The sequence below is a fragment of the Chitinophaga sp. MM2321 genome, from assembly GCF_964033635.1.
GTDB lineage: Bacteria > Bacteroidota > Bacteroidia > Chitinophagales > Chitinophagaceae > Chitinophaga.
Window position 1 is genome coordinate 4,685,020 of sequence record NZ_OZ035533.1, and the last position, 24,180, is coordinate 4,709,199.

The 24,180-nt window shown below is 45.9% G+C and carries 18 protein-coding genes; 6 read left to right on the forward strand and 12 right to left on the reverse strand.

The window, feature by feature from the left end:
• Window positions 1-117 precede the first annotated feature (117 nt).
• A complete protein-coding gene (locus tag ABQ275_RS18055) occupies window positions 118-774 on the forward strand; it encodes a carbonic anhydrase (protein ID WP_349314553.1) in 657 nt (218 codons plus the stop codon).
• Window positions 775-796: 22 nt separating this feature from the next.
• On the forward strand, window positions 797-1,615 hold the full coding sequence (murI, locus tag ABQ275_RS18060) for a glutamate racemase (protein ID WP_349314554.1): 819 nt from the start codon (window positions 797-799) through the stop codon (window positions 1,613-1,615).
• Window positions 1,616-1,620: 5 nt separating this feature from the next.
• Here the strand turns inward: murI and ABQ275_RS18065 are convergent, their stop codons facing one another.
• The 8 genes from ABQ275_RS18065 to ABQ275_RS18100 form a co-directional block, all read right to left on the reverse strand.
• The gene (locus tag ABQ275_RS18065) at window positions 1,621-3,675 is read right to left on the reverse strand and encodes a S9 family peptidase (RefSeq protein ID WP_349314555.1); all 2,055 of its coding nucleotides are present in this window, start codon (window positions 3,673-3,675) and stop codon (window positions 1,621-1,623) included.
• 206 nt (window positions 3,676-3,881) lie between these two features.
• Window positions 3,882-5,273, reverse strand: a complete 1,392-nt coding sequence (locus ABQ275_RS18070; protein ID WP_349314556.1) for a Gfo/Idh/MocA family oxidoreductase — start codon at window positions 5,271-5,273, stop codon at window positions 3,882-3,884.
• A 185-nt stretch (window positions 5,274-5,458) separates the two neighbouring features.
• Complete coding sequence (locus ABQ275_RS18075; protein WP_349314557.1) at window positions 5,459-6,223, reverse strand: succinate dehydrogenase/fumarate reductase iron-sulfur subunit; 765 nt, start codon at window positions 6,221-6,223, stop codon at window positions 5,459-5,461.
• Between the two features lie 66 nt (window positions 6,224-6,289).
• Window positions 6,290-8,263 carry a fumarate reductase/succinate dehydrogenase flavoprotein subunit gene (locus tag ABQ275_RS18080; RefSeq protein ID WP_349314558.1) on the reverse strand — a complete coding sequence of 658 codons (1,974 nt, stop codon included), beginning with the start codon at window positions 8,261-8,263 and terminating at the stop codon, window positions 6,290-6,292.
• Between the two features lie 19 nt (window positions 8,264-8,282).
• Window positions 8,283-8,966, reverse strand: coding sequence for a succinate dehydrogenase cytochrome b subunit (locus tag ABQ275_RS18085; protein WP_349314559.1), 684 nt, complete (start codon window positions 8,964-8,966; stop codon window positions 8,283-8,285).
• A 188-nt stretch (window positions 8,967-9,154) separates the two neighbouring features.
• Complete coding sequence (locus tag ABQ275_RS18090; RefSeq protein WP_349314560.1) at window positions 9,155-9,718, reverse strand: hypothetical protein; 564 nt, start codon at window positions 9,716-9,718, stop codon at window positions 9,155-9,157.
• Between the two features lie 31 nt (window positions 9,719-9,749).
• A complete protein-coding gene (gene murQ / locus ABQ275_RS18095; protein ID WP_349314561.1) occupies window positions 9,750-10,568 on the reverse strand; it encodes an N-acetylmuramic acid 6-phosphate etherase in 819 nt (272 codons plus the stop codon).
• A 20-nt stretch (window positions 10,569-10,588) separates the two neighbouring features.
• Complete coding sequence (locus ABQ275_RS18100) at window positions 10,589-11,437, reverse strand: BadF/BadG/BcrA/BcrD ATPase family protein (protein ID WP_349314562.1); 849 nt, start codon at window positions 11,435-11,437, stop codon at window positions 10,589-10,591.
• 213 nt (window positions 11,438-11,650) lie between these two features.
• Here ABQ275_RS18100 and ABQ275_RS18105 point away from each other — a divergent pair, with 213 nt between their 5' ends.
• A complete protein-coding gene (locus ABQ275_RS18105; RefSeq protein ID WP_349314563.1) occupies window positions 11,651-13,258 on the forward strand; it encodes a S41 family peptidase in 1,608 nt (535 codons plus the stop codon).
• Window positions 13,259-13,369: 111 nt separating this feature from the next.
• On the opposite strand, the gene ABQ275_RS18110 is transcribed toward ABQ275_RS18105, so the two are convergent.
• Both ABQ275_RS18110 and ABQ275_RS18115 read right to left on the reverse strand, forming a co-directional pair.
• Window positions 13,370-15,490, reverse strand: coding sequence for a carboxy terminal-processing peptidase (locus tag ABQ275_RS18110; protein WP_349314564.1), 2,121 nt, complete (start codon window positions 15,488-15,490; stop codon window positions 13,370-13,372).
• 150 nt (window positions 15,491-15,640) lie between these two features.
• Window positions 15,641-16,864 (reverse strand): PQQ-dependent sugar dehydrogenase, encoded by a 1,224-nt coding sequence (locus tag ABQ275_RS18115; protein ID WP_349314565.1) that lies wholly within the window; start codon window positions 16,862-16,864, stop codon window positions 15,641-15,643.
• Between the two features lie 129 nt (window positions 16,865-16,993).
• Between ABQ275_RS18115 and ABQ275_RS18120 the strand changes: the two genes are divergently transcribed.
• Complete coding sequence (locus ABQ275_RS18120; protein WP_349314566.1) at window positions 16,994-18,250, forward strand: MFS transporter; 1,257 nt, start codon at window positions 16,994-16,996, stop codon at window positions 18,248-18,250.
• A gap of 143 nt (window positions 18,251-18,393) precedes the next feature.
• Here ABQ275_RS18120 and ABQ275_RS18125 read toward each other — a convergent pair whose 3' ends face one another.
• On the reverse strand, window positions 18,394-18,888 hold the full coding sequence (locus ABQ275_RS18125; RefSeq protein WP_349314567.1) for a YkgJ family cysteine cluster protein: 495 nt from the start codon (window positions 18,886-18,888) through the stop codon (window positions 18,394-18,396).
• 196 nt (window positions 18,889-19,084) lie between these two features.
• Here ABQ275_RS18125 and gcvP point away from each other — a divergent pair, with 196 nt between their 5' ends.
• A complete protein-coding gene (gene gcvP / locus ABQ275_RS18130; protein ID WP_349314568.1) occupies window positions 19,085-21,907 on the forward strand; it encodes an aminomethyl-transferring glycine dehydrogenase in 2,823 nt (940 codons plus the stop codon).
• Window positions 21,908-22,041: 134 nt separating this feature from the next.
• Here the strand turns inward: gcvP and ABQ275_RS18135 are convergent, their stop codons facing one another.
• A complete protein-coding gene (locus ABQ275_RS18135; protein WP_349314569.1) occupies window positions 22,042-23,304 on the reverse strand; it encodes an ectonucleotide pyrophosphatase/phosphodiesterase in 1,263 nt (420 codons plus the stop codon).
• 267 nt (window positions 23,305-23,571) lie between these two features.
• On the opposite strand from ABQ275_RS18135, the gene ABQ275_RS18140 reads away from it, so the two are divergent.
• A complete protein-coding gene (locus tag ABQ275_RS18140) occupies window positions 23,572-24,084 on the forward strand; it encodes a hypothetical protein (protein WP_349314570.1) in 513 nt (170 codons plus the stop codon).
• The last annotated feature ends 96 nt before the right edge of the window (window positions 24,085-24,180 follow it).

Genomic DNA, 24,180 nt, shown 5'->3' on the forward strand with positions numbered 1-24,180 from the left:
GATAAAAAGATACTGCAACCGGCCAGGTCGCGAAAAAAACAAAGAAAAGTTAAAAACAGTATACCATCATTTTGCATGTCCCTGCGTATCTTAGCAGCACAAAAAAATTAATAAGGTATGTCAGACTATCAGCAGGTATTTGAAAACAACAAGCAGTGGGTAGCTTCCAAACTAAACACCGATGCAGATTTTTTCAAAAAAATGGCTACTACCCAACATCCTAAGTATCTCTGCATAGGTTGTTGCGACAGTCGCGTTCCTACCAACGAAATCATGGGAATGGACGCAGGCGAGGTATTTGTGCACCGGAATATCGCCAACCTGGTATGTAATGCTGATCTGAGCGTAATGGCGTCTATCAACTACGCCGTTTTACAACTGAACGTGGAACATATTGTTGTATGCGGACACTACAGTTGTGGTGGTGTTAAAAAAGCCATGGAAGCGGAAGACCTTGGTCTGCTAAATCCCTGGCTCCGGAACATCCGTGATGTATACCGCCTGCATATGGATGAACTCAATGCCATCAAAGATGAACACGCCCGCTATAACAGATTGGTAGAACTGAATGTAGAAGAACAATGCATTAATGTGATAAAAACAGCAGCGGTACAGAAATCATATCTGGCAAATAAATATCCTGTCGTACACGGCTGGGTGTATGATATTAAAAGCGGCATACTGAAAGACCTGGAAATAGATTTCGAAGGCGCGCTGCACGAAATACAAAAGATCTACGATCTGACAGGCTCCGGCATGATGCAAAAGAAATAATGTAGCCTAAAAGCTTACGATAATGGGTCCGATTGGCGTTTTTGATTCCGGCTACGGCGGGTTAACCGTTTTGAAAGAAATTGTTGCAGAGCTACCGGAATATGATTATATCTATCTGGGAGATAATGCGCGCGCGCCTTATGGCAACCGCGGCTTTGATACCATCCACGCCTACACGCTGGAATGTGTACAAAAGCTGTTTGACATGGGATGCCCGCTGGTAATATTAGCCTGCAATACGGCTTCTGCAAAGGCATTGCGTACCATCCAGCAAAAAGACCTTCCGCGTATTGCACCGGATAACCGGGTACTGGGCGTTATCCGTCCTACTTCCGAAATGGTGGGCACGATTACGCAAACCGGTGAAGTTGGTATCCTCGCCACCAATGGTACTGTTTCCTCTGAATCTTACCCGTTGGAGATCAACAAATTTTTCCCGCATGTAATTACTCATCAGCTGGCATGTCCCATGTGGGTGCCACTGGTGGAAAACAATGAACATGAAGGTGCCGGCGCGGACTTCTTCGTAAAAGAATATCTCGGTAAAATATTAGCGCAATCTGCCAACATCGACACACTGGTATTGGGTTGTACCCATTATCCCCTGCTGATGAAAAAGATCCGCCAATACCTTCCCGGCGGCATCACTGTACTGGCACAGGGAAAGATCGTTGCCCGCAGTCTGAAAGACTATCTCAAACGTCATCCGGAAATGGAGAGCAGGCTCACAAAAAATCAGGAACACCGCTTTTATACCACAGATGATCCGGCCATTTTTAACCATATGGCGGAAATATTTTTTGGGAAAGAAGTAGCGTCAGATAAAATAGATCAGGATTAAATTTTTTAATCCTGGTCTTTTTCCAGTTTCAATAAGAAGGCATATTCCAATGCTACTTCCTTCAGTGCAGTAAAGCGTCCCGAAGCGCCGCCATGCCCAGCTTCCATATTGGTGTGCAGCAACAGCAGGTTATGATCTGTTTTCATTTCACGTAGCTTAGCTACCCATTTGGCCGGCTCCCAGTACTGTACCTGCGAATCGTGCAGGCCCGTTGTAACCAGGAGATTAGGATATGCTTTAGCAGTTACATTATCGTAAGGAGAATACGATTTCATGTAGTCGTAGGAATCTTTATGTTTTGGATTTCCCCATTCATCAAACTCACCGGTGGTCAATGGAATACTTTCATCCAGCATGGTGGTGACCACATCCACAAAAGGTACCTGCGCTACTACTCCGTGAAATAGTTCAGGGCGCATATTCACTACAGCGCCCATCAGTAATCCACCGGCGCTGCCACCCATTGCATACAGCTGTTCTTTGCGGGTATAATGTTGCTGTACCAGGTAATCCGCACAGGCTATAAAATCAGTGAAAGTATTTTTCTTCTTAAACATCTTTCCGTCTTCATACCACTGCCGCCCCATTTCCTGACCACCGCGCACATGTGCAATGGCAAAGGCAAAGCCGCGATCCAGGAGACTTAACAGGTTGCCATCAAAATCAGCGTCCATACTGTTGCCATAAGAACCGTATCCATACAGCAGCAGCGGGCTTTTACCATTTTTATCAAAAGTCTTTTTATAGACAATGGAGATAGGGATTTTCGTACTGTCGTTGGCGGTAGCAAACAATCTTTCGGAAGCATAATTTTTGGGGTCATATCCTCCCAGTACTTCCTGTTGCCGCTTCAATTCGCGCTTGCCTGTTTCCATATCGTAATCATACACAGAATTGGGTGTGATCATGGAAGTATAATTGAAGCGCAGCTCCTTGCTATCCATTTCAGGATTGTTGCCGATGTAGGCGGTGTAAGCCGGTTCGGCAAACGACAAATATTCGTCCTGCTTTTTCTGGTTGTTGATCACGCGGATCTGCGTCAGACCATTTTTTCTTTCTCCCAGTACCAGGAAGTTTTTGAACACTTCCAGGTTTTCCAGCAGCACATCGCTGCGGTTTGGGATCAGTTCCTGCCAGTTTTGCCGCGAAGTCCTTTCCAGCGGGGTTTCCATCAACCGGAAATTCAGTGCGTCCCAGTTGGTAACGATGTAAAATTTATCTTCCCGGTGATCGATATCATACAACATATCTTTTTCACGCGGCTGGAATACACGGAAGGTGCCATCGGGCTTATCGGCGTCCAGGATGCGGCTTTCAGACGACAATGTACTACCGCTGCTGATCACAATATATTTGCCTGACTTTGTTTTGCGCACACTCACCGCAAATGTTTCATCGGTTTCATGATACACTTCTTTATCAGCGGTAGCGCCTAATGTATGCCGCATAATACGGTCGGCACGCAACGTGACGGTATCCTTGCGGCTATAGAACAATGTTTTATTATCGTTTGCCCAGGTAGAGCCGGCAGTGGTTTCCCTGATTTCATCCGGCAGCATTTCACCTGTTTCGAGGTTTTTGATGTGAATGGTATAGCGGCGGCGGCTCACGGTATCCAGTCCATACGCCAGCAGTTTGGTATCGGGGCTCACGCTGATACCTCCTACGTGGCAATAAGGATGCCCTGCAGCCAGTTCATTCACATTGAGCATAATCTGCTCATCTGCTTCCAGGCTGCCTTTTTTACGGCAGTAAACGGGGTATTCCTTCCCTTTTTCAAAACGGGTATAATAGTAGAAGCCGTTTTTGAGATACGGCACACTCATATCTGTTTCCTTGATACGATCTTTCATTTCACCGAACAGCTTCTCCCGGAGTTCTTTTTCGGGTGCCATCACAGTATCCAGGTAAGTATTTTCAGCGGTAAGCCAGGCGAGTACTTTAGGGTCTTCCCGGTTGTTCATCCAGTAATAATTATCTATCCTGGTATCTCCGTGAATGGTTAGTTCTTTCGCTATTTTCTCAGCGACAGGTGGCGTGATGCTCTCCTGATTATTCATACTACGTTTGTTTTCATTACAAGACAATAACACAACACCTAAAACCAAACATTGAAGTGGAAAACCTTTGGACATGGGAAGGGTTAAATTATTTAGGAATTTATTTATTTACGAATTTAGATATTTAGTTTCAATGGAAGACCTGCCACTGAAACTAAATATCTAAATTCGTAAATAAATAAATTCCTACATAGTTAAATCCTGGCTTAGCCTTGGATCACGCGCATTTTCAAGGGGTCCCAGTTGATCAGTTTTTTACTGAAATAACTCTGATTGGTGATCAGGGCGGGCCCTGCAGCACGCAAACCGAAGGTAGCGTCTTCCACTACGGGTTTGCCGGTACGCATAGATTCAAAGAAGTTCTTGAAGTGGTCCAGCCTGTCATCATAACCGTTTGGAGCGGCGTATGCGTTGGATGATTCAATAGCTGCGTCGCTGCCGGCAGGATATTTAGCCTTATACTGTTTTTCAAATGCCTGCTGCTCTGCTTTGGTGAAGGTGTTATAAGTATCCCATCCGCCATAGCCGGGAGCTTCCGGCAGTTTATGTTTTTTTATTTTGAAATCGTTCCAGCCCAGTTCCAGTACACCTTCGGTACCAATGAGACGGGTATATTCTCCTCCGCCGCTGCCATCGGCAAAGTTTACACGCAGGGTCATCTGGAAAGCGGGATGTTCTTTTGTTTCAGGGTAGTTAAAAATAGCCACCACTACATCAGGTACATCGCGGCCATCTTTCCATTGCACGAGGTTCCCACTGGCGTATACGCTGGTGGGGCCCAGTGAGCCGGTAATAAAATGCAGGCCGGAGATCAGGTGTACAAACAGGTCGCCGGGGATGCCGGTGCCGTAAGCCTGATAATTGCGCCAGCGGAAAAAGCGCACCGGATCGAAAGGTACTTTGGACGTATCTTTCAGGAAGGTGTCAAAATCCACTGTTTGCGGAGATGCATCCGTAGGAATAGAATACTGCCATGCACCGAGGGCGCTATGACGATCCATCCGGGCTTCCACTACGTTGAGCTGACCTATTTCACCTGCGAGATAACGCTTACGTGCCTCCGCAAGTGCCACGCTGCTTACACGCTGGCTGCCTACCTGGAAAACTGCTTTGGTACGCTTTTGTGCTGCTATTACTTTATGTCCTTCTTCTATCTGTTGTACCATCGGCTTCTCGCAGTAAACGGCTTTTCCGCTTTCCATAGCTGCGATAGCAATTGTATCGTGCCAGTGATCCGGCGTGGCTACAATAACCGCATCAATATCCTTACGTTTCAGCAGCTCCCGGTAGTCGCGGGTGGTGTATACATTTGGTCCGAAAACTTCTTTCACCTTTTCCAGGTGGCCGGTGTAGAGGTCTGCCGCGCCAACAAATTCCACTCCCGGAACTTTGATGGCTGTTTGTACATCACCAAATCCCATGATGCCCATACCTACGCAGGCAACACGGATTTTATCATTTGAGGAAAAATTATTTTCCGGTTGTAGTAAATGTACCGGTTCGTTTTCCCTACCCATGGCAGCCAGCTGACCTATACCCAGCAATGCTGCGGTACTGCCGAGATGCTTAATGAATTTCCTACGGGATTGATCTGACATAAAATATATTTTTTAAGAATAGAGGTACATAATAGTAAAAAAATTACGAATTACGAGAGATAGAATTATGAGCGGTTAATCAGAAAAAAGATTAGCCTGATCAGCAGAGATTGAAACGAATAATAACCATATCCGTTTTAATCTTCACCAATCAGGCTAATCCCTTATAATCCGTTAATCCTGGTCTATTTTTCTACTGTCATCCCTGCACCAATCACCTCTCTGTTCAGACGGGCGATATTGGTTAAAGAGATTTCTTTAGGACATTCTGCTTCGCAGGCGCCGGTGTTGGTACAGCTACCAAAGCCTTCTTTGTCCATCTGTGCGAGCATGTTGAGCGCACGTGATTTCCTTTCAGGTTGCCCCTGTGGCAACAGTGCCAGCTGAGAAACTTTGGCAGACAGGAACAGCATCGCGGAAGAGTTTTTACAAGCTGCTACGCAGGCGCCGCAACCGATACACGCCGCAGCGGCGAAAGCCAGGTCTGCTTTGTTTTTATCGATGGGCAGGCTGTTGGCATCCTGTGCATTCCCTGTGTTGACAGAGATATAACCACCTGCTTCAATGATGCGGTCAAAAGCGCCTCTATCTACCGTCAGGTCTTTAACTACCGGGAAAGCGCCTGCCCTCCAGGGTTCTACGGTGATAGTATCGCCATCCTTGAACGCACGCATGTGCAGCTGACAGGTAGTGGTACCTTCCCAGGGACCGTGTGCACGGCCATTGATATGCATGGAGCATGCACCACAAATACCTTCGCGGCAATCGTGGTCAAATGCTACCGGGTCTTTTCCTTCGTTGATCAGTTCTTCATTCACCACATCAAACATTTCGAGGAAAGACATTTCAGAAGAAATGTTTTTAGCCTGTAATGTTTCAAACTTACCCTGATCATTTCTATTTTTCTGCCTCCACACTTTTAATGTGAGGTTCATGTTATAATGTTCCATAATCCCTGGACAATTATTTGATTTATAATCCTGATCAACTGTTAAACAATCAACCAATAACCCTTATTATTTGTAGCTACGTTGTGTAGGTTTACATTCTTCGAACACCAGCGGCTCTTTGTGCAGTTCGTACTGGCCATCGCCTTTGTATTCCCATGCAGCTACGTAGGAGAAGTTTTCATCGTCACGTTTTGCTTCTCCTTCTTCTGTTTGTGATTCTTCACGGAAGTGGCCACCGCAGGATTCGCGGCGGTTGAGCGCATCTAAACACATCAGCTCACCCAGTTCGAGGAAGTCTGCAACACGACCTGCTTTTTCCAGTTCGGGGTTGAATTCTTTTTCTGTACCTGGTACCCGCACATCTCTCCAGAACTCAGCACGCAGTGCTTTAATCTCTTCGATAGCTTCTTTCAGACCTTGTTCGTTACGTGCCATACCGCACTTTTCCCACATGATCTTACCCAATCTTTTATGGAAATAATCAACAGACCTGGAACCTTTTACCGTCATGAATTTGTTGATCGTATCCTTTACATTTTTCTCTGCTTCCACAAAGGCGGGATGATCAGTAGGTATTGCCTTGGTACGGATTTCATCCGCCAGGTAGTTACCGATAGTATAAGGCAGCACAAAGTAACCATCTGCCAGTCCCTGCATCAGTGCAGAGGCACCGAGACGGTTTGCACCGTGATCAGAGAAGTTGGCTTCTCCCAGGGAATACAGACCGGGAACGGTGGTATTCAGTTCGTAATCCACCCACAGGCCTCCCATAGTGTAGTGCACCGCAGGATAAATACGCATGGGTAATTCGTAAGGATTTTCACCGGTGATTTTGGCGTACATGTCGAACAGGTTACCATATTTCTCGGCTACTACTTCTTTACCCAGTTTAATGATTTCTTCTTTGGAAATGTTGGAGAGCTGGCGTTTACCCACTTCGATGCTACCATAACGTTCAATAGCTGCGGCGAAGTCGAGGAATACCGCCTGCCTGGAAGTACCTACGCCATGACCGGCATCACATCTTTCTTTTGCTGCACGGGAAGCCACGTCACGGGGAACGAGGTTACCATATGCAGGATATCTTCTTTCCAGGTAGTAATCCCTTTCTTCTTCAGGAATTTCGCTGGCTTTACGTGTATCGTTTTGTTTTTTGGGTACCCAGATACGGCCATCGTTACGCAGTGATTCTGACATCAGTGTCAGTTTTGACTGGTGGTCGCCGGAAACGGGGATACAGGTAGGATGGATCTGTGTAAAGCAGGGGTTAGCGAAGTAAGCACCATTCCTGGTAGCTTTCCAGGCTGCTGTAACGTTAGAACCCATCGCGTTTGTAGACAGGTAGAAAACGTTGCCATAACCACCACTGCAGATTAATACAGCGTGACCGAAATGACGTTCCAGTTCACCTGTTACCAGGTCACGGGCAATGATACCGCGTGCTTTACCATCGATTTTCACGATTTCCAGCATTTCATGACGGCTGTACATTTTCACGTTGCCCAATGCTACCTGGCGCTCCAATGCAGAGTAGGCGCCGAGCAGCAGCTGCTGGCCTGTCTGACCTGCTGCATAAAAAGTACGTTGTACCTGTGTACCACCGAAAGAGCGGTTACTCAACAGGCCACCGTATTCACGTGCAAAGGGAACACCCTGTGCCACGCACTGATCTATAATATTGCCACTTACCTCCGCCAGGCGATGCACATTGGCTTCGCGGGAACGGTAGTCGCCACCTTTTACAGTGTCGTAGAACAAACGGAAAACAGAGTCACCATCGTTCTGATAATTTTTAGCGGCATTGATACCACCCTGGGCAGCAATACTGTGCGCACGACGCGGACTATCCTGAAAGCAGAAAGCTTTTACTTTATACCCCAACTCACCCAATGAAGCCGCTGCTGAAGCGCCCGCCAAACCAGTACCAATCACAATTATTTCCAGGCTACGCTTATTGGCTGGATTCACCAGTTTACAATGTCCTTTATAGTCTTCCCATTTACTATTTAATGGTCCGGCAGGAATTTTTGCGTTCAACATATATCCTAACTTTACAGAATTATTTGAAATAGATTACAACCGGAATGATAGCAAAACCAATAGGGATAGCTATTCCGAACAGCCATACGCCTACAAAATTGATTAACCCGTTGTATTTCTTATGATTTAAACCGAAGGTCTGGAAGGCACTTTTGAAACCATGCACCAGGTGAAAGGATAAGCCGATCATACCCACTACATACAGTACAACCAACCAGCCCTGTTTAAAAGTTTCCTGGGAAACCCGGTAGAGATCTTTTAATGGTTCTTCCATACCCGCGTAGGTTTGGGTAGGCATTTCACCGTAGTGGAACTTTGCCCAGAAATTAGCCAGGTGGATAATAATGAAGATGAAAAGGATACTTCCCATGATCGCCATTTGGCGGCTGAACCAGGAAGATGTTTGATTGCCCGCACTCACTGCGTATTTCACCGGACGGGCTGCCCTGTTGCTGAAAGTAAGCCGGATGGCTATAACCGCGTGGAGCAGAATCACAATTTTAAGCCCCCAGGCAATAAACTGAATCAGGCTGTTATGCCCCATAAACGCTGCATATGCGTTAAAAGCCTTGCCTTCGTCGTTATAAAGCAGCTGGAAATTACCTGCCAGGTGCACAACAACAAAACTGCAAAGAAACAAACCGGTAGCACCTACCAATAACTTCTTACCGATAGAGGTATTAAAGAACTGTGACCACTTCATAAGTAAAATTCTAAGCTTCCTAGTATGAAAAGATGATTGAAATGTCGCGCAAATTTAGCGCAGGAAAAATAAAAACCAAATGATATTTATCAGGTTTCAAAATACGTGCATCTCTTTAATAATATATAAATCAATTGTAAATCAGTTATTCATGCATGATATCTTTCATTTTGCAATGAAAATTAATATTATTCTAACCGCCTCAGCATGATGTTATCTATCATATTATACAGATGGAGAGGTTGATATGTTCGCCATTTATGATCTTCGAGCAAGTGCACATAATGATGTAAACGGGCCCGTTCAAATTCCTGTTTTGTTTGTTCCGGCATGTTCAGGCTCACAATCCATCCGCCATCATCCTTTATATCATCCCACCATTCTTCATAATAACAATCATCAGAAGAATGGAAATTCATCACATTTTCAGTGAGCAGTATAAATTTGGTAATGCCCTGGGAGATAAGTATATCAATGATTTCCCGCTTGAGGGTCATGATATCGTTATCAATGGCATCATTCCATTCCCCTAATAATTCTATGATAACAAAATTGAACTGGTAATCCGTGTACAGGATCTTCAGGTACAGGTTACGGGAGCCGAAATCGTCCCACTGCGGATGTACATAATAATTATATACCGTATTTGAGAATACAAATTCGCTATACTCACGGCCATAAAATGGCGAATACTCGTCCTCTTCTGCCGTATACAGATGCCGCCAATTGTAATATGGTTCTATGTTGTGCATGTCCGGTTATCGCTGCAAATGTCAGATTAAATCATACTTTCACAAAATCATCCACCGCTTTTTTTACACTACCGGCTTTTAAGAGAAGCGCCTGTGCCTGTTCATAATCTGTGAGCGATAATTTCTCCATCAGCATCTTCACGCCCCGGTCTACCAGTTTTTCATTACTGAGCTGCATGTTCACCATTTTATTATCTTCTACCCTGCCCAACTGGATCATAACGGCTGTAGATATCATATTGAGCACCAGTTTCTGCGCAGTACCACTTTTCATGCGCGTGCTGCCCGTAACAAACTCCGGTCCTACCACTACCTCCACGGGGAAGTCGGCGGCCGCAGATACCGGCGAATCGGGGTTACAGCTGATACTGCCGGTAATGATGCCTTTGCTGCGGCACATGTCCAATGCCCCGATCACATAAGGCGTAGTACCGCTGGCAGCAATGCCTACCACTACATCTTTATCGGAGATATTAAATTCCTGTAAGTCTTTCCAGCCCTGCTCCCGGTCATCTTCCGCAAACTCTACCGCCTTGCGGATAGCATCATCGCCACCGGCAATAATGCCAATTACCAGTCCATACGGTACGCCAAATGTAGGCGGGCACTCAGAAGCATCAACGATACCCAGTCGTCCGCTGGTACCGGCTCCCATATAAAATAAACGGCCACCGGCCAGCATTTTATCTGCAATGGCTGCCACCAGCTTTTCAATCTGTGGAATGGATTCTTCCACTGCCAGCGGAACTGACCTGTCTTCTTTATTTATATTAAAGAGTAATTCCTGAATGGTCATCTTTTCAAGATGACGATAACCAGAGGTTTGTTCAGTTATTTTTACAAATGTCATATTTGTGCGGTTGGAGATGATTAAGTATGATATACCAGGAGGCCATCCATAGGTGTGCGCAATATTTTACCCATCGGCAATTCATATAACTCGCACAGCTCTTTTATGATGTCCTGGAAATGCCAGGCAATGCCACCTACGAAGTGTAAAGAAGTTGTCCAGCTTTCCCGGTATTTATAAATATGGCTGAAGAAAAAATCATTCAGGCCGTCTTCTAAAATATTTTCGATCAGGAAATGTCCCCTGTTTTCAGATAAAAATTCTGCAAATCCGGCCAGATAGCGGTTGGCTAATGGTTTGCGGTAAACATTTTCCAGTATTTCATCTTTGTTGGTCTTATACTTCATGTCGAAGCGGGTGCTCAGTTCCTCGTCCAGCGTACTGTAAAGATAATACTGCAATACTTTTCTGCCGAGATAAGCGCCACTACCTTCATCGCCCAGGATGTAACCCAGGCCCGGGTTATTCTTCACAATATCCTGCCCATCAAAATAACAGGAATTGGACCCTGTACCCAGAATACTGGCAATACCTTGCTCATGGCCGCAAAGTGCACGTGCCGCACCCATCAGGTCGTGGTTTACGCCTATTACCGCATCGGGCCATACTGCTTTTAAGCTGTCTGCTACCAGGTGGATATTTTTTTCCTGGGACAGCCCTGTACCATAAAAATAGACTTCATCGACAACGACATCTGCAGGAAATTGTGGTAATAATTCTTTTGTCAGGATATCCCTGATTTGTTCTGCAGACTGGAAATACGGGCTGACTCCCTGTGTCCGGAAAAGCGTAGGCTCACTGCGTCCAAGCAGGCCCCATTCGGTCTTTGTAGACCCACTATCTGCTATCAGCTTTATTCTTGTGGCCATATCCGGTAATTTATGAAATTAAAGAATCGTAAAAGTTTGCACCCGATTTATGCTATTTTTGTCACAATTTAAACAAAAGGGTTTCATATAAACAAATAGCGCCCTTTAAGTTTAAGCTATGATGATGCATGCATGCGACAGATATCTTTCTGTGGGCAGCTTATATTACATGGTGAATGAATGGTTATAAATTAGCGGGATAATAATCAAATTATGTCTAACAGGAAGCTGAATGTTTTTTTACCTCTTCTTTTTGCAGTTGTCTTAGCCCTGGGAATGTTCCTCGGGCATAAAATGCCCGGATCAAATACCGGCGGAGCCACTGTATTTTTCACGAAGCCCAGCAAAGGGCCATTGCAGGAGGTAATGGATCTTATCAAAGCAAAATATGTAGATTCTCTCAATACAGATGACTTACAGCAGGAAGCCATTGAAGGCTTACTGGCCCACCTGGACCCTCACTCCATCTATATTCCACCTTCCCAGCTACAACAGGTAAACGAAGACCTGGAAGGTAATTTTGAAGGGATCGGTGTGGAATTTAATATTACAGCAGATACCGTAAACGTGGTATCCGTACTGAGTGGCGGCCCTTCAGAAGCAGCAGGCGTACAAACCGGCGACAAGATCCTGAAAGTAAATGATAGCCTCGTGGCCGGAAACGGCATCACCCCCGACAAGATCCGTAAACTGCTGAAAGGCCCTGCCGGCTCTTTGGTAAACGCCACCATGCTACGCCAGCAAAAACAAATACAGATCCCTATCAAAAGAGGTATCATCCCTTTATATAGTATTGATGCCTCCTACATGGCCGCTCCCGGTGTAGGCTATATCAAAATCAGCAAATTCTCAGCTACCACCTTCGATGAATTCCTTGGCGCCATGCGCAAACTCGATAAAGCAGGCATGAAAAAACTGATCATCGATGTACGCCAGAACCCAGGTGGATTCCTGGATGCAGCCACCCGCATCGCCGATGAACTGCTGGATGACCAGCGTCTCATCCTCTATACAAAGGGCAAAGATTATCCACGTACAGATTATAAAACAAGGCGTCCCGGCATGTTTGAGAAAGGCGGCCTGGCCATTCTTACCGATGAAGGCTCTGCCTCCGCCAGCGAAATACTGGCCGGCGCTATCCAGGACTGGGACCGTGGCGTCATCATAGGCCGCCGTACCTTTGGTAAAGGTCTTGTACAGGAACAGTATGACCTGGACAATGGCGGCGCATTGCGCCTCACAGTGGCCCGCTACTATATTCCCTCCGGCAGAAGTATACAGAAACCCTATGGTAATGGTCATGCCAATTATGATGACGATATCATAGATCGCTATAACCACGGCGAAATGGTGAATAAAGACAGTATCAAAATCACGGATACCGTACTTTATAAAACACACGAAGGACGCCGTGTATACGGTGGCGGCGGCATCACCCCCGATATCTTCATTCCTTTCGACACTTCCCGTTTTACACCAACACTAACGGCGATCTATACACGTAATACCTTCAGCAACTTTGTGTACCGGTATTTTACTGCACACAAAGACGACTTCAAGCAATACAAAGATGCGGAGGCATTCGCTAAAACATTCCAGACCAGTCCTGAGCTGCTCAATGAATTCAAGGAGTACGCTAAAAAGGACAGCATTCCCGGACTGGATCGTCTTAGCATACATGATGAAACAGAGATCAGAACCCGTCTAAAAGCCATGCTGGCACGTCAGCTGTGGCGTACAGAAGGTTTCTATGAAACCGTGAATGCAACTGATCCCATGGTGAAGAAAGCACTGGAAGTACTGGAGAAAGAACCGGATTAAATAAATTGAGATCATAAAAGAATCCCCGGAGAAAAACGATGATGTTTTTCTCCGGGGATTCTTTTATGAGTATTCTTCTATCACAGGAATCTGTTCAATCCCTGGTCAGTTCTATTGGGTTTTACGTTGCATCTTCGGTAGTGACTGTACAATCAGATCATTCATCACATTTACAGCTTCGTCCAGGTAGATGTCTTTGGTTCTTATCTTGATCCAGTCCTTGTTGCGTGCAACTTTGGATGAGTCATTACCCAGTTTCTCCATATCTGATTTCATGTTCACGATATTCAGTTCTTTCACCTTATCATTAACAGCATCATATTTCTTCAGCGCAGCTGTATTTGATTTCTGTTCTGCTTTAAATGTTTGCAGGTTCAATGAATAGGCGTCCTGTTTTTCCAATTTTTTCAGGGTGCTCAGGTTTTCATTCAGCAGTTTAAAAGCAGGGCTTACCGCCATTCTTTTTTCACTGTTTTTCTTGAGTGATTCTGTGTTCACCGGATTTCCCCAGGGAGTAAAGCTGGCGCGTGGAATTTCATCCCATGCCAGTGCATCGCTGTCTTTACGCTCTGCTACTTCATAATAAGGATCTGGCAATACCACATCGGAGGCGACGCCTTTCAGCTGGGTAGAGCCACCGTCTGCACGGTAGAATTTCTGCTGGGTGAGTTTCAGTGCGCCCAGGCTGCCACCATCTTTTACCGGGTAGAAATCATCCAGGTTGAAGAGACGTTGTACGGTGCCTTTACCAAAGGTTTGGGTGCTGCCGATAATCACGGCACGTTTGTAATCCTGCATGGCAGCGGCCATTATTTCAGAGGCTGATGCGCTGTATTCATTTACCATGATGGCCAGCGGACCATCATATTGTACGTTTTTATCACGATCGCGCAGTACCACGGCTTCACCACCTCTGGATCTCACCTGTACTACCGGACCTTCCGGAATGAACAGACCAGCCATCTGCACTACATCCTGGAGTGAACCACCGCCGTTGAAGCGGAGATCGAGGATGATGCCTTCTACCTTTTCTGCTTTCAGTTTGGCTACTTCTTTGGCCACATCGTCCGCACTGCGGGCGCCGTTACGGTCGTTGAAGTCGGCATAAAACTCAGGCAGATAAATGTATCCTATTTTGTGTTGTCCGTTGATGATAGCAGATTTTGCGAAGGTTTCTTCCGTAACAATTTCATCGCGGACAATCGTAATTTCTTTGATCGTACCATCCACACTTTTAACAGTCAGTTTTACCGGCGTACCTTTTTTACCGCGGATCAGTTTCACCGCATCTTCCACAGGGTATCCCGTGATGTCTACCGATTCATTATTGCCTTGTGCTACTTTCTGAATAACATCATTCGCTTTCAGTTTGCCCTGCTTCCAGCTAGGGCTACCGGTTACGATGCTTACCACCCTGATCTTATCCCCTTCTTCTTTCAGCTGTGCACCGATACCAAAAAATTTACCGGCCATCTGTTCTTCAAACGCACGTTTTTCATCAGGCGGGAAGTAGTCAGTATGCGGGTCCATCGTGCTGGTGATCGCATTTACATACAAGTTGAAACGGTCGTTATCATTTTGCCTGTTTTTCAAACGTTCAAAATAACGATCGTACAGTTGTTTAACTTTCGCGCGTGCATCTACTTCCAGCTCCGCATCTGTTTTTGCTTTTACACTGTCTTTCCCTTTATCTTTTTCCCGCATTTCCTGGAGGTCTGTCAACTTTTCAAGTGTACGGTATTTCAACACTTTACGCCAGGCTTCTTTCCGTGCATTTTCATCAGCAGGGAAATCTATTTTATCCGGATCAAGTGTTATTTTTTCATCTACTGTAAAATCAAAGGGTTTGGACAGCACTTCGGGATAGATAGCCGCTGCTTCTGCCACTCTTTGTTTTATCAGGGTATTAATAGTGCGGAAACAATCCAGCGGTGCGCCTTTCAGCTCTTCATCGATATGGGTTGTTAACGGTTGCAGTTTGTCGATGTCTGTTTTCAGGAAAAATTTCTTTTCCACATCCAGGCTACGCAAATATTTATTAAAAACCTGTTGGGAGAAGGCGTCGTCAATGGGTTTGGGTTGATAATGCCCTTCTTTCAGCATTTGACCCACCAGGTTCATGATCACCTCATAACGACCAGGAGGATCGTCGTTATGCCCCAGCTTATTAAAAGCTAACACGCCTGCGGAGATGCTGAGTAGCAAAACCGGTATAATCACTTTCAGTCTCATATGTATCTCAATTGAACGTAAATTTTGTGTGGTTACGTTGTGTAATCAAATATAAAATAAAATCGTCCGTCGCTGACTCAATTTATGTCCTTTTAACAAAAAATTGGGCCAAACGGGTGCTGGGCTTGATGGGCCGTGATTTTCCCCATTTTATTCTTTCACCAGTTTATACACTGCGCCTTTGAATCCTGCGCTGGTAGAAGAGCTGGTCAGCATATAGAGTTCACCCTGTTCATCTTCTCCCCAGCTGAGAATGTATAGCTGATCGGCGGGACGGCCGGAGAGCTGCAGTTCTGCACGCTCCCATTTCCTGCCATCAGGCGCCAGTACAAAGGACTTCCCGTTGTAATCCCCGAAAACATACAATCCTTTGAGAGAGGGGATGGCATTCCCACGATATACATACCCACCGGTGATACTAATCCCCAGATCGTGGCTGTATTCGTGGATGGGTGCAATCAGTTTGCTTTTATCCGCCCCTGCGGGAACATTGTAATCATGATAACCTTCCATGATGCGCCAGCCATAATTACCCCCTTTGGTGATAATATCCACTTCTTCATACTGATTCTGTCCTACGTCTCCGGCAAATAGCCTGCCGGTACCACGATCAAAGGAGAAACGCCATGGATTGCGCAGGCCATAGGCCCATATTTCCGGTTTTGCGCCGACTGTCTTTACAAAAGGGTTGTCGGCAGGCACTTTGTAAGGCACACCGTTTACATCGATACGGAGAATCTTCCCCAGTACAACGCCCAGGTCCTGGCCGTTGCCGGTAGTGCCGTGTTTGTCGCCACCGCCGCCGCCATCGCCCAAACCAATGTATAAATACCCATCCGGACCGAATGCCAGCTGACCGCCATTATGATTGGATTGCGGCTCATCGATTTCCATCAACACCCTTTTGGTGGCCGGATCTGCGATATCCGGATTGGATGCCGATGCAGTAAATTCCACTAATTTGCTCTTATGATTCAACCCCTTTACCGGCTTTTCCAGCGGGGAACTGTAATACACATAAAATTTATGGTTCTTTTTAAAATCGGGATGGAAGGCCATGCCCAGCAACCCTCTTTCATCATATCCGGGGTTCACGGCTATCATATCGCTGCTCACATCCAGAAAGGGCTGGCTCAACAGGCTGCCTTTCTTTACTATCCATACTTTCCCTTCTTTCTGACAGATAAATAATCTTCCTGAACCATCGTGTGGTACGGACATATTTACAGGAGATATAAATTTGTCTGTTACCAGCTCCAGCCTTGCTTTCCGGGCAGGCGGATCATTGCCTTCCCCGCCTGGATCTGCCATACAGACAACAGGCCCGAACATGAGGGGCAACAGCACCCGGTATAACAATCCTTGTATGCTCATAATCATGCGGAATTTTGCACAATAAAAGTATAGTTTAAAATGCAAAACTGCTAGTACCCGGCGGGCGGGTTTGTCTTTTTATATACATCTTTTTACCTTTTTCATAACTTTAGTAAAAAATACATCAGCTTGGACAATACGGTATCTCCTAAAAACGATCCTTACGCTTCGCTTCGTTTTCCCGAATTCAATTACTATCTCGTTATCCGCTTTGCACTTGTGTTTGCGCTTACCATGCAGTTTGCCATTATAGAGTGGAAAGTGTATGAATTGTCTAAAGATCCTTTTTCGCTGGGGCTGATCGGGTTGTCTGAAGTGATCCCTGCGGTGCTGCTTGCTCCTTTTGCCGGTCACCTGGTGGATAAGCGGGAAAAGCGGGGTATGTTGCTGAAATGTGTGATCGCCTATATTTTTATTAGCACGGGGTTGTTCCTTCTTACCTGGGACCGCGCCGTAGCAGGCATCTCCAGGCATTGGGTATTAAACCTGATCTACCTGCTGGTGTTTATGGGTGGTACCATCCGTGCATTTACCAGTCCTTCTACCTTCACTTTATTATCGTTGCTGGTGCCGCGGCAGTTGTATGCCAATGCTTCCACCTGGAGCAGCTCTGCGTGGCAGGTAGGCGGTGTGCTGGGCCCTGCACTGGGCGGCTTTTGCATTTACCTGTTTGGGGTACACTGGTCTATGTTGCTGGTGGTAGCGATCTTTCTGGCGCCTTTGTTCAGTTTATTACAGATAAAACCCAAGCCTGTTTATTACAAATCGCAGGGGGAAAGCTTTTTTGATGGACTTACCAAGGGGATGCGTTTTGTGTGGCATACCAAAGTGGTGTTGGGAGCTATGGCCCTGGATATGTTTGCCGTATTGTTTGGTGGCGCCGTGGCTATGTTGCCGGCATTTGCTACCGATGTATTGCATGTGGGATCGCTGGGGTATGGCTTTTTGCGCTCCGCCCCTGCTGTAGGCGCATTGGTGACGATGTTCATCCTGGCGCACCGCCCGCTGGTAAACAAACCTGGTATCAAGCTGTTGGCGGCCATTTTCGGATTTGGCCTGTGCATTATCCTTTTCGGTATTTCTACCAGCTTCTACCTGTCTATCGCTGCCTTGTTGATCAGTGGTGCCCTGGACGGGGTGAGCGTTATCATCCGGCAAACGATCCTGCAATTAAAAACACCTGACGATATGCGTGGCCGGGTGGCTTCCGTAAGTTCTATGTTTGTAGGCTCCTCTAATGAACTCGGCGCCTTTGAAAGCGGCTTTATGGCGCGCGCTATGGGATTAACGGCATCGGTTGTTTTCGGTGGATGTGTAACGCTTGGTGTAGTGATCACCACTTACATCATATCACCGGCGATGCGAAAGCTGGATTTGAAACCGTGAAATATTTTGGGATTTACAAATTTAGGAATTTAGGAATTTAGGAATTTGAAATGCAGCGGAGATCTGATTTGTTGATTTTGTTTCAAATGTTAATCTCTGCTGCATTTCAAATTCCTAAATTCCTAAATCCCAAAATCCCCAAATTATATTCCCATCTTATCTTTTAATCTTTCCAGTACATAATAGGCAGCAGGACAGATGGTGCTGTTTTCGTAAGTGATATTGGGGCGTTTGAAGAAATCGTAACTATCTGTGTATGGGTAGTTCTGGCAATCGCCGGGGCGGACATCGTAGATACCGCAGGCGTTGTCAGCGCCCAGGAACGGGCAAGGGGTGAATTTTACGACGTAATCGCCGTCGTTGTCCAAACGGAGATAGGTATCTGTAAAATCTCCTTCCTTCATACCGAGGTGTTTGGAGATGCGTTTGATATCGGGTCCTTTGAAGCGGGGGCTGATCGATTTACAGCAGCGGGCGCATTCCAGGCAATCAATTTTACTAAAAGCTTCTTCATGGAGTTCAGGCAACAGTTTTTCTACCCCCTTTCCTCTGCGGGTTTGTAGCTTCTGGAGAAACTGTTTATTGGCCTTTTGTTTGTCTTTGGCCTTCTGTTCCCAGTCTTCTAATATTTTGCTCATTGCCGCAAAGATAATCAATTACTGAATGGACAAAACCATGACATATACAAGTATTGTTTATCCACCAATTATCACTGTTTTCCACCGGCAGGGCTGGTCGTTTGGCGGTTGCTTAAAATCTGCATAGCTTTGCGCATTCTATTTCAAATTACCTGCATACATCATGAATCTTTTTGATATTCAACAAATTGAATTCGTGCACCGTCACATAGGGCCGAATGAAGCTGAGAAAAAACAGATGCTGGAAACCATTGGAACTTCCAGTCTGGATGAGCTGATTAACAAAACTGTACCGGGTGCCATCCGTATGCAGCAGCCGCTGGCAATTCCTGCAGCCATCAGCGAGAGTGATTATCTCCGACAGCTGAAAGCTATTTCCCTGAAAAACAAAGTATTACGCAACTACATCGGCCAGGGGTATTTCGATACGATTACTCCCAGCGTGATCCTGCGTAACGTTTTTGAAAATCCGGGGTGGTATACGCAGTATACGCCATACCAGGCAGAGATTTCGCAAGGCCGGCTGGAAAGCCTGTTGAATTACCAGACCATGGTAAGCGATCTGACAGGTTTACCTATTGCCAACGCTTCCCTGTTGGATGAAGCTACGGCAGCAGCAGAAGCCATGACCATGTTTTTCAATGCGTTGAACAAAGATCATGATCATGTAAGCAGGGCTAAATTCTTTGTAGATAATAACGTATATCCGCAAACGTTAGATGTTATTTATACCCGTGCTACACCGCTTCACATTGAAGTAGTAGTAGGCGATTACAAAACAGCTCAATTTGATACCAGCTACTTTGGTGCGCTGATCCAGTATCCCAACAATATAGGCGCCGTAGAAGATTACCAGGCATTCATTGGCCAGGTACATGCAGCAGGTGCTTACGTTGGTATCGCCACCGATCTGCTGGCGCTGACACTGCTGACAACGCCCGGTGAACTGGGCGCTGACGCCGCATTTGGTTCCGCACAACGTTTCGGTGTACCATTGGGTTATGGCGGTCCGCACGCAGCCTTCTTTGCAGTGAAAGACGATTTCAAACGCGCTATACCCGGCCGTATCATTGGCGTAAGCATCGACGCCCAGGGCGGACGTGCACTACGTATGGCGCTGCAAACACGTGAGCAACATATCAAACGTGAAAAAGCTACTTCCAACATCTGTACTGCACAGGCATTGCTGGCTAACATGGCCGCTATGTATGCCGTGTACCACGGACCGGAAGGACTGAAAAATATTGCGACCCGTGTTTCCCTGCTGACGAAAGCACTGGCAGAAAAACTGCTGGCGAAAGGATTAAAATTATCTGCTGGCAACTTCTTTGACACCATCGTCATAGAAAATGCAGGCGACATAAAAGCTACCGCAGAAGCGGCCGGCATCAACTTCCGCTATTTTGCAAATGGTCAGGTAGGTATATCTCTTGACGAAACCGCTACTATCGGTGACGTGAACGACATCCTCCGGATCTTTGATGCGGGTAAAACAGATGCAGCCGGTATTACCAAGGGCACCACCGGTATTCCTGCAACACTGCAACGTTCCTCCCCATACCTGCTGCACCCGGTGTTTAACACCCACCACAGTGAGTCGCTGATGATGCGTTACCTGAAATCGCTGGAAAATAAAGATCTTTCCCTCAATACTTCCATGATCTCTCTCGGTTCCTGCACCATGAAACTGAATGCAGCTACTGAAATGATTCCTTTAAGCTGGGCACACTGGAGCAAGATGCATCCTTTTGCCCCAAAAAACCAGGTTGGCGGCTATTTACAGATTGCTCAGGAACTGGGTGAATATCTCAGCACGATCACCGGTTTTGATGCCTGCAGTCTGCAACCCAACAGTGGCGCCCAGGGCGAATATGCCGGCCTGCTGGTGATCCGCAAGTTCCATGAAAGCCGCGGAGAAGGACACCGCAACATCATGCTGATCCCTATCAGTGCACACGGCACCAACCCAGCATCCGCCATCATGGCCGGTTGTAAGGTAGTAGTAGTGAAAGCACTGGAAAACGGCTACATAGATGTAGCGGACCTGAAAGCCAAAGCAGCCGCACATGCGGAAAATCTCGCCGGTATCATGATCACTTATCCATCTACCTATGGTGTATATGAAGAAAGTGTGAAAGAGATCTGTGAAACGATCCACGAACATGGCGGACAGGTATACATGGATGGCGCCAATATGAATGCACAGGTAGGCTTAACAGCGCCCGGTCTTATCGGCGCAGATGTATGTCACCTGAACCTGCACAAGACTTTCGCTATTCCGCATGGTGGTGGCGGTCCAGGTGTAGGTCCTATCTGCGTAGCCAAACACCTCGCACCATTCCTTCCCGGTCATGTGGAACTGAATGACGGTAAGCCATCAAACGCCGTATCTGCAGCGCCATTCGGTTCTGCCAGCATCCTGCTGATTTCTTACGCATACATCCGCATGCTTGGTTTCAAAGGCGTAAAACAAGCCTCCGAATTTGCGATCCTCAATGCCAACTACATGAAGGCAAGACTGGAAAAATCGTACGACATTCTTTACAGCGGTGTAAATGGCACCTGTGCGCATGAATTCATTGTGGATCTGCGTCCATTCAAAGCCAGTGCCGGTGTGGAAGCGGAAGATGTAGCCAAACGCCTGATGGACTATGGTTTCCACGCTCCTACAATGAGCTTCCCGGTACCAGGTACCATCATGATTGAACCTACAGAAAGTGAAGATAAAGGTGAGCTGGATCGTTTCTGCGATGCATTGCTCGCTATCCGTGAAGAGATCCGTGCCGCTGAAGAAGGTCGTGTTGACAAACAAAACAACGTACTGAAAAATGCACCACATACCCAATCCGTGATCACTGCTGATGAATGGAACCTTCCTTACGGTCGCCAGGAAGCAGCTTATCCGCTGGCATATGTAAAAGCAAATAAATTCTGGCCTTCTGTGAGCCGTGTGAATAACACCCACGGTGATAGAAATCTCATCTGCACCTGCGAACCGGTAAGCGCATACCAGGATTAGCAGGAATAAAAAAGGATTAATAGGATGGGTGTTTTGTTGTTTATCAATAACAAAACACCCATCCTATTAATCTTTTAAATCTATTTAATCCTGGTCAACAAAACACCCATCCTATTAATCCTTTTTTATTCCTGCTAATCCTGGTCATTCAGTATGGGCTCCAATACTTCCAGCTTGCCATCAATCGGTAGTGTGATATCCAGTCCCAATATTCTTGCTACTAACGGGAACACATGTACGTTTTCAAAAACGGGGATACGCATATGTTTTTTAAAATCGGGTCCCCAGGCCATGAATATAGCATTCATGTCAGTGAAGTTATTATCGTATCCATGATGTCCGGGATGCATTTTTTTGCCTGATGTACGAAAAGCATAACCCGGTGCTGCTAAAAGGATAATATCTCCGATGCGGTTATACACATCTTCCTCTCCATAATGCCATCTTTCCGGTGTTCCTTTTTTCAGGTAAGCAGTATAGTGATTTTCGTGTTTTTTGAAGTAGTCGTAGGCTGCTTTTATGTCCGTTTCGTTGTTGCCGTAAAGCATTATTTTCTCATTGCCGGCCATTACTTTTAAAGGCTTCAGTACAGGCACATCGGGGAGTGACAGTGTTTTAACTGTGTCGGCCTGTGTCATACCATGATCCGATACTACGATGAAGTTGACGGGCAGGTTCAGTTTATTAACGGCTTCCGTCATGCTGCCGATAGCGGCATCTACAAACTGTACGGCGTTACGTACGCTATCGGAATCAGGGCCGTATCTGTGTCCCATATGATCCACTTCCGGGAAGTAGAAGGTAATCAGGTGGGGGCGTTGATCTTCCGGCATGCTGAGCCAGTTCACTACCTGTTGTATGCGTTGATCGATCGCAGTTTTCTCGTGGTATTTAAAATAATAAGAGGGTCGGATATTTTGAATGGCGCTTTCAGAGCCTACCCAGAAGTAGCTGGCGCTGAGCATCTGTTGTTTCTCTGCCAGCACCCATAGCGGCATGCCGGTGTACCAGGTACCATCTTCCACTGCATTCCGGTCGCCTACTTTATATACTGCCTTCCGTTGGCGGTCATAAAAAAGATTATCTACCAGGCCATGATGAGCAGGGTACATGCCGGTAACCATGGAGTAGTGATTTGGAAAAGTAAGCGTAGGAAAGGAAGGTTGCATAGCTGCAGCACGTACGCCTTCGTCCGATAGTTTCAACAGGTTTTCCGCCTGGTATTTTTCCGCGTAGTCATACCTGAATCCATCTATAGAAATCATGATCACATAAGGCTTGGATTGTTGTGTGGCACTGTTTTTCCGTCCTTCTACCACCAGTTGTGCCGTATCCTGTGCATAGTTTGCTGTGCTTGTCAGTAACAGCACTGCAACAAATAAAAAAATCCGTTTCAATATTGTCGTTTTATAATTACAGATGAATGACGGGGATATAACAGCAGGATGGGTTACAATGGACTGCAAATTAGAAAACTATTTTCATTTGTAAGGACTTGCGATAATTATATCTTCATTAAATCTATCGATAATATTTTATCATATATTTTTATTTTATCTCCCAAAACAATCAAAATAACATTTATCAATTAAATTTTTATATATATAATTTTAATTAATTGATTGTTTGTCTTTATATTAGCTTATTGAAAAACCTACTGAACTATGTCCGAATACACCTTTATCACAACTGAGGAGAATTTCCTATTACAGCAAGCGTTAAAAAAGAACAAACAACAATTAACCAAGTTTGTACTGATAGGCTTTGGGTTGTTATTAATTGCTGCCGTGGTCCCACAACTGTATCTATACACACACAACAACCTGGGAGATGCAGACGGGTCCCTGTTTTCCTACCGGAATATCTGGTTCTGGATCTGGCTTATCTGCTTTGTGATTGCACTGATCTTTGCATTGATCAAGGTAACGGATATCCGTTACTGGGCATTGAAAAAAGATCTCGTAAAGTTGCAGAAAGGCATCATACAAGCGCCTATGGAGGCTGTATACCTGGAAAATAACGATACGCAAACCAATATTATGATCCGGGGAGAGCATAAAAGGAAGCGCCTCTTTTACTGGATGAACGGTGTACTGGAAGGATACCGTGCAGGCCAGGAAGTAGAGATTACCTATGCCCGTTATTCCCGCGTAATTATTTCGATCAATAAAAAATAAGCTTTCCCTTTTTTTATCTATAAACAAAAAAATCCTGTACGTTGGCTTGCTAACGTACAGGTATATACGACGAATCAATTATCCACATAGCCGGCC

Coding starts and splice junctions, on each gene's coding strand:
- ABQ275_RS18055 (WP_349314553.1), top strand. CDS start 118: ATGTCAGACTATCAGCAGGTATTTGAAAACAACAAGCAGTGGGTAGCT.
- murI (WP_349314554.1), top strand. CDS start 797: ATGGGTCCGATTGGCGTTTTTGATTCCGGCTACGGCGGGTTAACCGTT.
- ABQ275_RS18065 (WP_349314555.1), bottom strand. CDS start 3,675: ATGAATAATCAGGAGAGCATCACGCCACCTGTCGCTGAGAAAATAGCG.
- ABQ275_RS18070 (WP_349314556.1), bottom strand. CDS start 5,273: ATGTCAGATCAATCCCGTAGGAAATTCATTAAGCATCTCGGCAGTACC.
- ABQ275_RS18075 (WP_349314557.1), bottom strand. CDS start 6,223: ATGGAACATTATAACATGAACCTCACATTAAAAGTGTGGAGGCAGAAA.
- ABQ275_RS18080 (WP_349314558.1), bottom strand. CDS start 8,263: ATGTTGAACGCAAAAATTCCTGCCGGACCATTAAATAGTAAATGGGAA.
- ABQ275_RS18085 (WP_349314559.1), bottom strand. CDS start 8,966: ATGAAGTGGTCACAGTTCTTTAATACCTCTATCGGTAAGAAGTTATTG.
- ABQ275_RS18090 (WP_349314560.1), bottom strand. CDS start 9,718: ATGCACAACATAGAACCATATTACAATTGGCGGCATCTGTATACGGCA.
- murQ (WP_349314561.1), bottom strand. CDS start 10,568: ATGACATTTGTAAAAATAACTGAACAAACCTCTGGTTATCGTCATCTT.
- ABQ275_RS18100 (WP_349314562.1), bottom strand. CDS start 11,437: ATGGCCACAAGAATAAAGCTGATAGCAGATAGTGGGTCTACAAAGACC.
- ABQ275_RS18105 (WP_349314563.1), top strand. CDS start 11,651: ATGTCTAACAGGAAGCTGAATGTTTTTTTACCTCTTCTTTTTGCAGTT.
- ABQ275_RS18110 (WP_349314564.1), bottom strand. CDS start 15,490: ATGAGACTGAAAGTGATTATACCGGTTTTGCTACTCAGCATCTCCGCA.
- ABQ275_RS18115 (WP_349314565.1), bottom strand. CDS start 16,864: ATGAGCATACAAGGATTGTTATACCGGGTGCTGTTGCCCCTCATGTTC.
- ABQ275_RS18125 (WP_349314567.1), bottom strand. CDS start 18,888: ATGAGCAAAATATTAGAAGACTGGGAACAGAAGGCCAAAGACAAACAA.
- ABQ275_RS18140 (WP_349314570.1), top strand. CDS start 23,572: ATGTCCGAATACACCTTTATCACAACTGAGGAGAATTTCCTATTACAG.